The sequence below is a fragment of the Mesorhizobium sp. M1066 genome, assembly GCF_040318635.1.
In the GTDB taxonomy this organism is placed as follows: Bacteria; Pseudomonadota; Alphaproteobacteria; order Rhizobiales; family Rhizobiaceae; genus Mesorhizobium.
The window spans coordinates 364792-378775 of the sequence record NZ_JAMYMR010000002.1; the positions used below are offsets into that span (position 1 = coordinate 364792).

The following is a 13984-nucleotide window of genomic DNA, read 5'->3' on the forward strand; positions in this document are numbered from 1 at the left end:
GCATCACGCGGAATTGTCCGTCCGGCACCGACCTTTGCACGTCAGCGACCGATTGAAGCACATCGACAATGTTGACTACTGCTGTCAGGTATCGATAGGTGCAGCCGTGACAGACCAAAGCCCCGAAATCGAGGACAATGCCATGAAATATGCTCTTTCCACCCTCGCCGGCGCCACCGCGCTGGCAATCAGCCTCGTCGCCGGTCCGGCAAAGGCGGAAGAGGATGGCATCATTGTCTACAACGCTCAGCACGAAAGCCTGACCAAGGCGTGGGCCGAAGGCTTCACCAAGGAGACCGGCATCAAGGTCACCGTGCGCAATGGCGGCGACAGCGACTTCTCCAACCAGATCGTCGCTGAGGGCACGGCTTCGCCGGCCGACGTGTTCCTGACGGAAAACTCGCCGGCCATGGTGCTGGTCGAGACGGCCGGCCTGTTCGCGCCGGTCGACGCCGACACGTTGGCACAGGTTCCCCAGGACTATCAGCCGGCCAGCGGCAAATGGGTCGGCGTCGCAGCGCGCAGCACGGTCTTTGCCTATAACAAGACCAAGCTGACCGCCGACCAGTTGCCCAAGTCGATGCTTGACCTCGCCGATCCGAGCTGGAAGGGCCGTTGGGCCGCCTCCCCGTCAGGCGCCGATTTCCAGGCCATCGTCAGTGCCCTGCTCCAGATCAAGGGCGAAGCCGCTACCGCCGACTGGCTGAAGGCGATGAAAACCAATTTCACCGCCTACAAGGGCAACAGCACGGTGATGAAGGCGGTCAATGCCGGCGAGATCGAAGGCGGCGTCATCTATCACTATTACTACTTCGGCGATCAGGCCAAGACCGGCGAAAACAGCGGGAATGTCGAGCTGCACTATTTCAAGAACCAGGATCCGGGCGCCTTCGTCTCGATCTCCGGCGGCGGCGTGCTGGCTTCGAGCAAGCATCCCAAGGAAGCCCAGGCATTCCTGAAATGGCTGACCGGCAAGGGCGGCCAGGACGTGCTGAAAACCGGCGATTCCTTCGAATACGCTGTCGGCAAGGGTGCGGCCTCCAACCCGAAGCTGGTGCCGCTCGCCGATCTGCAGGCGCCGAAGGTCGACGCCACGACGCTGAACTCCAAGAAGGTCACCGACCTGATGACGGCAGCCGGCTTGCTTTAGTTGCCATTCGTCCTAAAAGGACACCCGACCACGCTCCCGCGGGAATTCGCCTTCCGCGGGAGTGATTTTGTTTTTCGAGATGGCATTCGTCGATGACGACACGCTGTGTTCCCGACCGTGATCGCGGTCCTTCAATTGCTGCCGCTGGACGGCAGCGGCACGGCGTCTGACCTGATGCAGTCCGCGGTCGATCTCGCGCGTTCGGGCCTGCCTTCGGGCACAGGCCGAAGGGCCCGGCGACGCGCACCGCTTTGGCTGGTCCTCGCCGCCATCTTCGTTGCGCTGCTGGCGCTGGTGCCGCTCGCCTTCATCATCTGGATCGCGGTGCAGACCGGCTGGGAAACCGTCTCGGCGCTGGTCTTCCGGCCGCGTGTCGGCGAGCTTCTGGTCAACACCGTCCTGCTGGTCGCGCTCTCCGTGCCGATCACCATCGTGCTGTCGGTTGCGCTGGCCTGGTTGACCGAGCGCAGCGACCTGCCGGGCGCCCGCCTCTGGGCCTGGCTGTGCGTGGCGCCGCTCGCCATCCCGGCTTTCGTGCACAGCTATGCCTGGGTCACCATGGTGCCGGGACTGCACGGCCTGTGGGCCGGCGTGCTGGTTTCCGTGATCGCCTATTTCCCGTTCCTGTATCTGCCGGTGTCGGCGGCATTGCGCCGTCTCGATCCCGCCCTCGAGGACGCTGCCGCCGCACTCGGCCTTGGACCCCGGCGCGTGTTCTGGCGGGTCGTGCTGCCGCAATTGCGGCTCGCCATCTGCGGCGGCTCGCTGCTGGTCGGCCTGCACCTGCTGGCTGAGTACGGCCTCTATGTCTTCATCCGCTTCGACACCTTCACCACGGCGATCGTCGACCAGTTCCAGTCGACCTTCAACGGACCGGCCGCCAACATGCTGGCCGGCGTGCTGGTCAGTTGCTGCTTCGTGCTGCTCGGCCTCGAAGTGCTGGTGCGCGGCGAGGAGCGCTATGCCCGCGTCGGCTCAGGTGCGGCGCGCCATCAGCAACGCACGAGCCTCGGACGCGCCACCCTGCCTAGCCTGCTCTTGCTTGTCGTCACCACGCTTTTGGCGCTCGGTGTGCCGTTCGTCACCATCGGCGGCTGGCTTACCGCCGGCGGCGCCGCTGTCTGGCGCTTGGACGAAATCGGCCTGGCGCTTGGGCAGACGCTGTTCCTGGCGCTCGCCGGCGCCTTGCTCGCCACCGTCGCCGCCATGCCGATGGCCTGGATCTCGATCCGCGCGCCGGGGCCATTGCAGCGCCTGCTGGAGGGCTGCAACTACATTGTCGGCTCGTTGCCGGGGGTTGTCATTGCACTGGCGCTGGTCACCATCACGGTGCGCATCGCGCTGCCGCTCTACCAGACCCTGTTCACGATCCTGGTGGCCTATGCGCTGATGTTCCTGCCGCGCGCGCTGGTCAGCCTGCGCGCGTCGATCGCGCAGGCGCCGGTCGAACTCGAACGCGCCGCTTCCAGCCTCGGCCGGCCGCCGCTGCAGGCGTTGTGGTCGACGACGATCCGCCTGTCGGCGCCTGGTGCCGCGGCCGGCATGGCGCTGGTGGCGCTCGGCATCATGAACGAACTGACCGCCACCCAGATGCTGGCGCCCAACGGTACCCGCACGCTGGCGATGGCGTTCTGGTCCTACAGCGGTGAGATTGATTATGCCTCCGCGGCACCCTACGCCTTCATCATGGTGGCGATGTCGCTGCCCTTGACCTGGCTGCTCTATGTCCAGTCGAAACGGATGGCCGGACGATGAGCTTTCTCGAAATCAGCGGCCTGCACAAGCAATACGGCCCGGTGGCGGCCCTTGCCGGCGTCGACCTGAGCGTTGCCAGCGGCAGCCGCACGGCGATTGTCGGTCCTTCCGGCTGCGGCAAGACGACCTTGCTGCGGCTGATTGCCGGCTTCGAGGCGCCGGACCAGGGGCACATCACGCTCGACGGTACGATATTGGCCAATGGCGGCGCTGCGGTGCCGGCATATCGTCGAGGCATCGGCGTGGTGGCGCAGGATGGTGCCCTGTTTCCGCATCTGACCATTGGCGACAATATCGGTTTCGGCATGGACCGCGGCGCGGACAAGCGCTCTGAGCGCATCGTCGAGCTCGCCTATATCGTCGGGCTCGACAAGGCGATCCTCAAACGCCGCCCGCACGAGCTTTCCGGCGGCCAGCAGCAGCGCGTGGCGCTGGCCCGCGCCATGGCGATGAAGCCCAGGCTGATGCTTCTCGACGAGCCGTTCTCGGCGCTCGATACCGGCCTGCGCGCCTCGATGCGCAAGGCGGTAGCCGAGCTGCTGGAAGCCGCCGGCATCACCACCATCCTGGTGACGCACGACCAGGCCGAGGCGCTGTCCTTTGCCAGCCAGGTCGCGGTGATGCGCGACGGCAAGTTCTCGCAAATCGGCACGCCGCGCGAGCTCTATCTCAAGCCGAAGGACAGGATGATCGCCGAATTCCTGGGCGACGCCATCATCCTGCCGGCAAAGATATCGGGTGGCTTCGCCAATTCGCCGCTCGGCCGCATCGCGGTCGACACCAATGACAGCCGCGATATCGCCCGCATCATGCTTCGCCCGGAGCAGATCGCGCTGAAGAGAACCTCGCGCGAGGGCATGTCCGGCACCTCGGACATGCTGTTCGGAGAAGTGACGGAATCCGAATTCGCCGGCTCGATGTGCACGGTCGCGGTGCGGCTCTTGAACAATGCCGATCCGCCCGATGCGGCCGCGATCGGCAACACGCCGCTGGTCCTGCGCAAACCGGGCATGGACGCGCCGGCGGTCGGCGAGATCGTCCGGCTGACCGTATCGGGAAAGGCGCATGTCTTCGCCTGATTGGTCGAAGGCTTTGCCACATTGCGCTTCAACGCGGCGGAGCCCGTTCACGCCGTGATGCGTTCGCCGGTTTCACCGGAATAGATCGGCCATTGTTCGAGAAAGTCGCAGCCATGCACGACCACGTGCTCGTTGGCGCTGTCGATGAGGACGACCGCGTAGGAAGGCGGAGCCTGCTCGACAATCTCGCTCGATCTGTCGAGGGTAAGCTCGAACCTGGCATGCAGGCCGCGCTGCGCCGAGAACGGAATGCCGGCGACCGTGCCGGCAATGTCGCGATGGACGTGACCGAAGAAGATGTGACGGACATTGCCATGGCGCCGCAGCAGGCCCAGCAGCCGTTCCGGCCGCCCAAGCGCCAGCGGATCGAGCTGCGGCAGGCCGAGCGCGACCGGCGGATGATGCATGAAGACGTAGGCGGGCCTGCCGGCCGCATCTCTGAGCCGGGCTTCGAGCCAGGCTAGCCGCCTGTCGCACAATTCGCCTTCGATGCGCCCTTCCGCCAGACAGTCGAGGAACAGCAGCACCTCGTCGGCCGTTTGATGAGCCGACTGCACGAAGCCGTTCTCATCGAGCGGAATCTCGGGAAACGCGGCGGCAAGATTGGCTCGCCGGTCGTGGTTCCCCGGCAGTAGCCGCCAGGGCACCGACAGCGTGCTCAGGGCCGTCCGGAGATCGGCGTAGCTCTCGGGCGCGCCAGTCTCCGTCAGGTCGCCGGTGAAGACGCAAAGCGCGACATCGGCGTGATGCGCATTGATGTGCGCGATGCATGAAGCCAGCCGCTGATGCAGGTCGGCGCCATAGCGGCGCTCGCCTTGCCGGCCAAGATGCACATCGGTGACCTGGATAATTTTCATTGCGTGCTTCTTCCACTCAGAGCAATTCCAGGAAAAGTGTGAACGGTTTTCCGTTCGGAATTGTGTCAAAACAAAGAGTTAGAACAGTTCCCGTGTCCGTGAAACGGGAACTGCTCTAACGGCGGCGCCTGCCCCATCATCGACGGTAATGGCTGGCTTCAGAAATCAGAGGGCCGGTTCCGGGACGGAGGCCTTGAAGACTTCGAGACGGCTTCCTGTCTCCGACGAGAAGAAATGCATATCGTCCGGCGAAATCTTCAGGCCGACCGCGCTGCCCGGTTCAGGGTGGACAGGCTCCGACGTCATCACCGAAAACGGCGCGCCGTCGAGATCGACATAGATGACGCGGCCCGCGCCCAGCTCCTCGACCAGGTCGACGGTGGCATTGAGCGCGCCTGCCGTGCCCGGCGCCACTAGCCGGACGGCTTCTGGCCGGATGCCCATCGCTACCTTCGTGCCGACCGGCAGCCCCGCGCGGGCCATGGCCAGGCGTCGGCTGCCGCCGAGCAGCGACAGCCCGTCGAGCTCAACCGTGCCTTCAAGGATGTTCATGGCCGGCGCGCCGACGAAGGTGGCGACGAAACGGCTGGCCGGACGGCTGTAGATCTGGGCCGGCGTGCCGACCTGCTCGACGCGTCCGCCATTCATCACCACCAGCCGGTCGGCCAGCGTCATCGCCTCGACCTGGTCATGGGTGACGAAGACCGAGGTGGCGTTCAGCCGGCGATGCAGCTTGCGGATTTCCGAGCGCATCTGGACGCGCAGCTTGGCGTCGAGGTTGGACAGCGGCTCATCGAACAGGAACACCTTGGGTTCGCGGATCATCGCCCGGCCCATGGCGACGCGTTGCCTTTGGCCGCCAGACAGCGCCATCGGCTTGCGGTCGAGCAGATGTTCGAGCTCCAGCGTGCGGGCAACCGCCTGGATGCGCAGCTGGCGCTCGGCGGCCGGAACACCCGCCACCTTGAGCGAATAGCCGATGTTCTGCGCCACGCTCATATGCGGATAGAGCGCGTAGTTCTGGAACACCATGGCGCAGCCGCGCTCGCGCGGTTCCAGTTTGTTGACGACGGTGCCATCGATGGCGATCTCACCGCCGGATATGTCCTCCAGTCCGGCGATCATCCGCAGCAGCGTGGACTTGCCGCAGCCCGATGGCCCGAGGATGACGACGAACTCGCCCGATGCGATGTCGAGGTCGACGCCGTGCACGACCTGCATCTTGGCGTAACTTTTCTTGACGTCCCGAATGGTGATGGAGGCCATCTTTCGTCTCCTTTCCAGGTCACTTTTCGGTGGCGATCAGGCCGCGCACGAACCAGCGTTGCATCAGCACCACGACAATCAGCGGCGGCAGCATGACGATAAGGGTCCCGGCCATGGCGATGTTCCATTCCGGAATGCCGCCGACATTGGGGATGAGCTGCTTGAGTTCCGTGACCGCGGTCGCATGCGACTGGTCGGTGGTGATGAGCAGCGGCCACAGATATTGGTTCCACGCCCACAGGAACATAATGGTCCCAAGTGCGGCCATGTTGTTGCGCGACAGCGGCAGCAGGATATCGATGAAGAAACGCAGGGCGCCGGCGCCATCCATGCGCGCGGCCTCGGTCAGTTCATCGGGAACAGTGAGGAAGAACTGCCTGTAGAGGAAGGTGCCGGTGGCGGTTGCGATCAGCGGCAGGATCAGCCCTGAATAGGAATTGAGCAGCCCGAGGCTGAGCGAAACCTGGACGCCCGAGACTTTTTCGATGAGCCAGCTCAGACCGGTCACGTCGAGGATGGCCTGATAGGGCGACAGCACGTTGGCGACGACCGCGTAGGTTGGCACGATGCGCACTTCCAGCGGCAGCATCAAGGTTACGAAGATCAGCCAGAAGATGAAGGTGCGGCCGGGGTAGCGGAAATAGACGATCGAGAAGGCGGTGAGCGCCGAGGTGATCACTTTGCCCGCCGCGACGCCCGCGGCCATGATGAAACTGTTCAGAAGTTTGGGGCCGAGATCGGCCGTCGTCCATGCGGTCTTGATGTTGAGCCAGAAGTCGCTGCCCGGCAGCAGCGACATCGGCACATCGTTGACATCCCTGAGATTGTGCGACGCGGCGATGGCGACGACCACGAACGGCGCGATGCAAAGCACGAAGCCGACGAACAGGATCACATGCGTGAAGAAATTGAGGAACGGGGTGCGCTCTACCATGTCGGCCTCACCTGTAGTGCACACGCCGCTCGATGAAGCGGAACTGGAAGATGGTCAGCACGACGATGAGCACCATCAGGATGATGCTCTGTGCGGCGGCACCCGAATAGTCGAGGCCTTTGAAACCGTCGGAATAGATCTTATAGACCATCAGATTGGTGGCGTTCGCCGGTCCGCCCGAAGTCATGATGTCGACGATGCCGAAGGAATCCTGGAAGCTCTCGGTGATGTTGATGACCAGCAGGAAGAAGATCGTCGGCGTGATCAGAGGGAACTGGATGTCCCAGAAGCGTCTGACGACGCCCGAGCCGTCCATCGCCGCCGCCTCGATCAGCGAACGCGGGATGGCCTGGAACGCGGCAAGGAAGAAGATGAAGTTGTAGCCGACATATTTCCAGGAAAAGGCGATTATGATCGAGGCCATGGCGTCAGTGCCGTCAAGGCCAGGATCCCAGAAGCCGGGCCAAACCTGGTTGACGACGGCCATGAAGCCGGCTTCCGGCGCCAAGATGAAGCGGAACGCCATAGCCAGCGCCGGCGCCGCGATGCCGTAGGGCCAGATCAGCACCACGCGGTAGAAGCGCGACCCGGTAAGTTGCCGATCGGTCAAGGCGGCCAGCACAAGGCCGACGAACATCGCAAGCCCGGTGCTGATGCCGGCAAAGACAAGGCTGGCGGTGATCGAGTTCCAGTAGTCGGCGTTGGCCAGGATCGAGCGGAAATTGTCCAGCCCGACCCAGATGTTGCCGCCGCCCCAGGGCTGCTGCAGCGTCAGTGACCAGTACACGGCCTGACCGGCGGGCCAGTAAAAGAACGTGAAGATCAAGAGGAGCTGAGGCACCGCGAAAAGGATGCCGATCGTCCAGCTGCTGAAAGTGACGCGTTTTTCCATCGGTCCGCCGATGCCGCTGAACGGCCAGTCACGTGCGCATTAATACGCGAAACGGCTGCCCGTCGACTCGGAGCGTGAGAGTCGACGGGCAGCCTGAGAATTTCCAGTGGTCAGGGCAGTGTCTTGCCCGGATAGGTCTGCTGGAAGCGGTCGAGGATGGCGTCCCCATTCTTGACCAGCGTATCGAGGCCTTCCTGAACGCTGACCTTGTTGGCGAAGATCGCTTGCATCTGCGTGCCGAACTCGGCGCGGATCTGGGTGAAATTGCCCAGCCGCACACCGCGGGTGATCTCGGTCGGTTCGGACGCCGTCAGACTGGCGATCGCCACTTCACGACCCTTGAAGGGCGCCTTGTCATAGAAACCCTGCGCCTTCAGGTAGTCGAAGCCCGACTTGGTCACCGGGATGTAGCCGGTGTTCGTCGACCAGAACAAAGCGGTCTTGGGGTCGTGGATGAAGTTGAGGAACGCGGCAGCGCCCTTGTACTCCGCATCCGACTTGCCGGAGAGCACCCACAGCGAAGCGCCCCCGACGAGCGAATTCTTGCGCTCGGTGCCGGCATAGACCGGCAGCTCGGCGACATCCCAGTTCATGCCCGCCTTCTGCGTCTTGCCGACAGTGCCGTGATCGCCGACCGAGGTCAGGACGACCTGACAGGTACCGGAAGCGAAGGCCTGGACCATGTCCTGGCCGAGGTCCTTGGACTTGATCTTGATCAGGCCGGCATCATACCACTTCTTGAGATCGGTGACGTACTGGACGAACCTGGTCTTGTTGACTTCCAGACGCGCGTTGAGGCCATCATAGCCGTTGTTCTTGGTGGCGATCGGCTGGTTGTGGAGAGCCGAGAACTGCTCCATCAGCTGCCAGCTTTCATTGGCCGAGATGTTGATCGCCATTGGGCATTCATAGCCGGCGTCTTTCAGTGCCTTGAGGTCGGCCGCGACATCTTCCCAGGTCTTCGGCGCTTCGGTCTTGCCGATCTTGGCGAAGGCGTCCTTGTTCCAATACATCAGTGGGGTCGACGAGTTGAACGGGAAGGACAGCATCTCGCCCTTCGACGTCGCATAGTAGCGCGCGATGCCGGGGAAATAGTCGGCGTAGTCGATCTTGTAGCCGTTTTCTTCCATCAGCTTGTCAGCCGGCTTATAGGCGCCCGACAGCATCATGGTGGCGGTGCCGACATCATAGACCTGGACGACAGCGGGCTGCTTGCCGGCGCGGAAGGCGGCGATCGTGTTCTGCAGCGTGGCGTCGTAATTGCCCTGGCTGGTGCAGACGACTTCATAGTCGGTCTGCGAGGCGTTGAAGTTCTTGCACAGCGTGTCGACGACGCGGGCCAGATCGCCCGAAAGGCCGAACCAGAAATCGAATTTTACCGGCTCTGCGACAGCAGGCATGGCAAGCGCTGCGCTGAGCGCGCCAGCGGCAAGGGCAGCAAAGCCCCGCTTGATGATGGTCATGATTTCTTCCCTCTTGAGTGGCTGTTGACAAGGGTCTTGCGCAAATCCTTGCCCGCTCTCTTAGAGAAGGTATGTGACAGTTCTGTTGTGGCCCTTCAGGCCTGTGGACAGCCCGTCTCTCCTCCCCTCCGGCGGTTGCGCCGGCATGAAAATGTCATGCCGGCGCTCTAGGTAGCCAGGGCGGCTGCCGAGGACGTAAAGACCCTGAGGGGCAGCCATGATTATCCGGCTAAGGGGATGAATGAAATGCTGGTGCCACAGCTGACGCATGTTCCACTCGCGGAGCGCCAGGCGATGCGCGACGGACCGCGCGACAGCGCCACCCATCTGCGCCTGGCAGCCGACACGCCTGCACTTGGCCAGATCGAAATCGGCGGCAAGGCTTCACGCGAAAGCGCCGGCGAAACGCTTACCGTCATGGCCTGGAACGTCGAACGGCTGCGCCATGGTGATGCCATCGCGGCCACGCTTACTGGCCAGTTACCGGATGTCGTGTTGCTGTCCGAGGTCGACGAAGGCATGGCGCGCTCAGGCAACGGCCATCCCTTGCGCGTCCTTGCCGGCCGGCTCGGCCATGCCTTCGCCTATGGCGTTGAATTCGTCGAGCTCGGCGGCGGCAACGAGACTGAGCAGGCCGCAACCGGCACGGTCCAGAATACAGAAGGCTTCCATGGCAATGCCGTAACCAGCACCATCCCGCTGCTTCGCCCTTTCCTCGTGCGCCTCGACGCGGCTGGCGGCTGGTTCCGGCCGGAACGCGGCCAGCCGCGCATCGGCGGACGCATGGCCATCGGTGGCCAGGTGCAGATCGGCGACCGCGGGGTGACAGTGGTCTCGGTGCATCTCGAAAACCGCACGGATCCCGCCGGCCGGGCCATCCAGACCAGCCATCTCCTCGATGCCATCGACAAATACGATCCGCAGGCGCCGGTTCTGCTTGGCGGCGACTTCAACACGCTGACATCAACCCATGAGGAGCGTAATGACGATCCCGATGCCTGGGCGGCGCGTATCGCTGCCGAACCCGACCGGCTGATCGATGTCGAACGCCATGAACCGCTGTTCGCGGTCCTCGCCGGGCGCGGTTACGACTGGAAGGCCGCCAACAAGCTCGACTGACCACGCAGCGGCGCGAGGCCGGCGATCCCACCCCGCTCGGCCACATCGACTGGTTCTTCACGCGCGGCCTCATCGCAACGGCTCCTGCCGTTCTTCCGGCTGTGCTGGCGGACGGCAGCCCGAGCTCCGATCACGAGGCACTCGTCGTGACGGTCCGCATCGCCTGACGGGCACCCTCCTCCGGAAAACACGCCAGGGTTGCAAGCGGCTTAATCGATCCTTCAACGGCAAAGCGCTACTCAATTCTGCTGCCTTGTTTATTCTCGATAGATCAGGTGAAATAAAATGCTGACGGTCTACAATTGTATCGTCAACGAACACGATCTGAGACTGGTCGCACTCGCCGCGCTGATCTGCGGAATTTCCTGTTTCTCTGCCGTCAACCTGCTTCACCACATCAGCCGCTCTGCAGATCGGAACCGGCTTGCCTGGCTGATGATCGCGTCCACTTCGACCGGCTTCGGCATCTGGGCAACGCATTTCATCGCCATGCTTGCGTTCACACCGGGTATACCCAGTGCTTATGATCCCGCACTCTCCGTGCTTTCGCTCGCTGCTTCGGTCGCGCTGACGGCGGCCGGCATGTGGATCGCCACCTTGCGGGACGAGTTCGATTATCATCTCGTCGGCGGCGCCGTCCTGGGCGGCGGCATCGCAGCCATGCACTACATCGGCATGGCGGCATTCGAAGTCCAGGGCCGGATCGAATGGAACCTGTTGCTTGTCGCCGTTTCCCTGCTGGCCGGCATAACGCTTGGGGCGCTGGCGCTGCGTGTCGTGTTGCGCCGCCCCTCCCTGCCGGCGACATCCGCCGGCGCGGTGCTGCTGACACTGGCGATCTGTACCTTGCATTTCATCGGCATGGGTGCAGTCTCGATCTTCCCCGATCCCTCGATCGTCATATCCGAATACACGATCGAGCCGACCTCGCAGGCTTTCGCGGCCGCCGCCGCCACGCTGGTGATCCTGGTTCTGTCGGCATCGGCGCTGTGGATCGATTTGCGCTTCCGTCGCCAGAAGCTCGAGGTCGATCGCATGCACGGCCTGGCCAATGCCGCCGTGGAGGGGCTGATCGTCTGCGACGGCAACCGCATCATCAGTGCCAATGACAGCATTGCGACACTGACGGGCATCGCAACAGCGACGCTGAACGGAATGCAGCTTGGCGATCTCTTCGGATCCGATATGTCGGGCTTCGGCGAACAGCCGCAGGAGGCCGAATTGAGCGGCCGCGATGGCACGAGCATTCCTGTCGAGTTGATCGCCAGGAGCATCGACTACTGCGGCAAACCGCACAACGTGGTCGCGGTCCGCGACATTCGCGAGCGCAAGAAGGCTGAACAGGAGATCCTGCGGCTTGCCCATTTCGATCCATTGACCGGACTGGCCAATCGCCGCAGCTTTTCCGGCCGGCTGGAGACGGAAATTGCTGCGATGGGCCGGACCAGAAAAGGCGGCCAGCTTGCGCTTCTGCTGCTTGATCTCGATCGGTTCAAGGAGGTCAACGACCTGTATGGGCACGGCGCCGGGGACGCCATGCTGCAGAAGGTTGCGCATTGCATTACCGGCATCCTTCGCCAGGGACAGATGGTGGCGCGGCTGGGCGGCGACGAATTCGCCATCATCGTCCCGAACCTGACCGACCCGTTGGAGGCCGGCCGTATCGCCGACGCCGTGCTGGCCGCCATGCGCGAGGAAAACCGGCTCTCGGTCGGCGGCGGCCTCGTGTCGGCCAGCATCGGCATTGCGCTTTACCCGTCGGATGCCGAAAACCAGGCCAGCCTGATAAGTCACGCCGATACGGCACTCTACCGGGCCAAGACCGAAGGCAAGGACACCTACCGTTATTTCGAGGCTTCGATGGGGGCCGAGGCCCGCGACAAGCGCGTGATGGAGCACGAACTGCGCCAGGCGGTCGCACGCCAGGAGTTCTACCTCGTCTACCAGCCGCAGAAAGAGATCAGCAGCGGAAAGATGGTCGGCTTCGAAGCGCTGGTCCGCTGGCGGCATCCGACGCGCGGCGACGTGTCCCCGGGCATATTCATCCCGGTCGCCGAAGACAGCGGCGCCATTGGCCAGATTGGCGAATGGGTGCTGACGGCTGCCTGCGAGGAAGCCGCCCGCTGGGAAAATCCGCTGACGGTGGCCGTCAACGTTTCGGCGGTGCAGCTCCACAACACGAATTTCAGCCGCAAGGTCCACGAAACATTGCTGAATACCGGCCTGGTGCCCGGCAGGCTCGAGCTTGAGATCACCGAGACGGCGCTTGTCAAGGACATGCCGCGGGCGCTGGCCACTTTGCGGCAGGTCAAGGCACTGGGCGTGCGCGTCGCCATGGACGATTTTGGAACCGGCTATTCCTCGCTCTCCAACCTTCGCGCCTTCCCCTTCGACAAGATCAAGATCGATGGTTCCTTCATCAAGTCCGTCGACAAGAACGGCCAGGTCGCGGCGATCGTGCGCGCCGTCCTGGGACTTGGACGCGGTCTCGGCCTGCCGGTCCTGGCGGAGGGTGTAGAGACGCTCGGCGAACTGAAATTCCTGGACGCCGAAGCCTGCGAGATCGGCCAGGGCTACTATATCGGCAGGCCAGCTCTCATCGAGGAATTCGGCGAGCTGACCGGTGTCGTCGCACCCGCTGTCGGCAGCAAACCCGCCACCTTGCGCGACAGAAGCGTTCTGGCCTTCGCACCCGCGCCCGCACTCGGTCTGAACAGGGCCTGACCGCCCGAAAAGGGCGTAGCGGACAACGACGCGCTTTTAGAGACTTTCGGGCTTGAGTGCCGTCTCGACCAGCCGCCTGGCGTCCGGCCCCGACCATTCGGCCGGGCCGTTCATATGGGCGATCAGACAGCCTTCGCCGTCGATCAGCATGGTAACGGGAAGGCCTAGCGCCAGGCCGCGCTTCTTGAGGTCGTTGAACAGCGCCATCGTCGAATCCCGGTAATAACCGAGCGTCGCGACGCCGGTATCGCTGAGGAACTTCTTCGGCTTCACATCGTCGCCGGCATCGACATTGACGGCGACCACTTCAAAGGAGTCGCTGCCCTTTTCCTTCTCCAGCGCATCGAGCGCCGGCATTTCGGCACGGCACGGCGCGCACCATGTCGCCCACAGATTGAGCAGCACCGTCTTGCCGGCATGATCGGCAAGCGTCATCGGCTTGCCGTCCGGGCCATTGAAGGCAAGGCTCTTCAGGGATTGTGGCGGATCCGCCGGCAAAAGTGCCGCAACCTCACCGGTGGCCGACGCCGCGACTTTCTTGGCGCGGTCGCTCTTGGCCGCGCAGGCGACATCGTCCTTGCTCTCACCCACGGCAGCTTGTGCCGGTGCATTGTTGCCAGACCGGCTCTCGCTGACATATACCGCGACCGCACCGGCCAGCGCGCCCGCCACCAAGGCGGCGAGGATCAGGCGCGAGGCCGGGAAGAATCTACTACCGTCTGCCATTTTCTCAAAACTGCTCCGA

11 protein-coding genes are annotated in these 13984 nt (G+C 63.5%); 5 read left to right on the forward strand and 6 right to left on the reverse strand.

What is annotated here, in order from left to right; all coding sequences use genetic code 11:
* The first annotated feature begins 142 nt into the window (after positions 1 to 142).
* The 3 genes from NKH52_RS04775 to NKH52_RS04785 all read left to right on the forward strand — a co-directional run bounded on the left by NKH52_RS04775 (position 143) and on the right by NKH52_RS04785 (position 3984).
* Complete coding sequence (locus NKH52_RS04775; RefSeq protein ID WP_352728345.1) at positions 143 to 1150, forward strand: iron ABC transporter substrate-binding protein; 1008 nt, start codon at positions 143 to 145, stop codon at positions 1148 to 1150.
* 174 nt (positions 1151 to 1324) lie between these two features.
* Positions 1325 to 2905 (forward strand): ABC transporter permease, encoded by a 1581-nt coding sequence (locus NKH52_RS04780; protein WP_352728343.1) that lies wholly within the window; start codon positions 1325 to 1327, stop codon positions 2903 to 2905.
* Positions 2902 to 3984, forward strand: a complete 1083-nt coding sequence (locus tag NKH52_RS04785) for an ABC transporter ATP-binding protein (protein ID WP_127293673.1) — start codon at positions 2902 to 2904, stop codon at positions 3982 to 3984. The genes NKH52_RS04780 and NKH52_RS04785 overlap by 4 nt, the downstream gene beginning before the upstream one ends.
* Before the next feature lie 47 nt (positions 3985 to 4031).
* Here the strand turns inward: NKH52_RS04785 and NKH52_RS04790 are convergent, their stop codons facing one another.
* The 5 genes from NKH52_RS04790 to NKH52_RS04810 form a co-directional block, all read right to left on the reverse strand.
* The gene (locus NKH52_RS04790) at positions 4032 to 4841 is read right to left on the reverse strand and encodes a phosphodiesterase (RefSeq protein WP_352727882.1); all 810 of its coding nucleotides are present in this window, start codon (positions 4839 to 4841) and stop codon (positions 4032 to 4034) included.
* A 165-nt stretch (positions 4842 to 5006) separates the two neighbouring features.
* Positions 5007 to 6107, reverse strand: a complete 1101-nt coding sequence (locus NKH52_RS04795; RefSeq protein ID WP_352727880.1) for a sn-glycerol-3-phosphate import ATP-binding protein UgpC — start codon at positions 6105 to 6107, stop codon at positions 5007 to 5009.
* A 19-nt stretch (positions 6108 to 6126) separates the two neighbouring features.
* The gene (locus NKH52_RS04800; protein WP_352727879.1) at positions 6127 to 7041 is read right to left on the reverse strand and encodes an ABC transporter permease subunit; all 915 of its coding nucleotides are present in this window, start codon (positions 7039 to 7041) and stop codon (positions 6127 to 6129) included.
* Between the two features lie 7 nt (positions 7042 to 7048).
* The gene (locus NKH52_RS04805) at positions 7049 to 7933 is read right to left on the reverse strand and encodes a carbohydrate ABC transporter permease (protein ID WP_136619744.1); all 885 of its coding nucleotides are present in this window, start codon (positions 7931 to 7933) and stop codon (positions 7049 to 7051) included.
* A 110-nt stretch (positions 7934 to 8043) separates the two neighbouring features.
* Positions 8044 to 9396: an extracellular solute-binding protein gene (locus tag NKH52_RS04810; RefSeq protein WP_352727876.1), complete on the reverse strand. Its 1353-nt coding sequence runs from the start codon at positions 9394 to 9396 to the stop codon at positions 8044 to 8046.
* Between the two features lie 246 nt (positions 9397 to 9642).
* On the opposite strand from NKH52_RS04810, the gene NKH52_RS04815 reads away from it, so the two are divergent.
* Both NKH52_RS04815 and NKH52_RS04820 read left to right on the forward strand, forming a co-directional pair.
* A complete protein-coding gene (locus tag NKH52_RS04815; protein ID WP_352727875.1) occupies positions 9643 to 10515 on the forward strand; it encodes an endonuclease/exonuclease/phosphatase family protein in 873 nt (290 codons plus the stop codon).
* A 285-nt stretch (positions 10516 to 10800) separates the two neighbouring features.
* Complete coding sequence (locus tag NKH52_RS04820) at positions 10801 to 13239, forward strand: EAL domain-containing protein (RefSeq protein ID WP_352727873.1); 2439 nt, start codon at positions 10801 to 10803, stop codon at positions 13237 to 13239.
* 36 nt (positions 13240 to 13275) lie between these two features.
* Here NKH52_RS04820 and tlpA read toward each other — a convergent pair whose 3' ends face one another.
* Positions 13276 to 13965, reverse strand: coding sequence for a thiol:disulfide interchange protein TlpA (gene tlpA, locus NKH52_RS04825; RefSeq protein WP_352727871.1), 690 nt, complete (start codon positions 13963 to 13965; stop codon positions 13276 to 13278).
* Positions 13966 to 13984 lie beyond the last annotated feature (19 nt).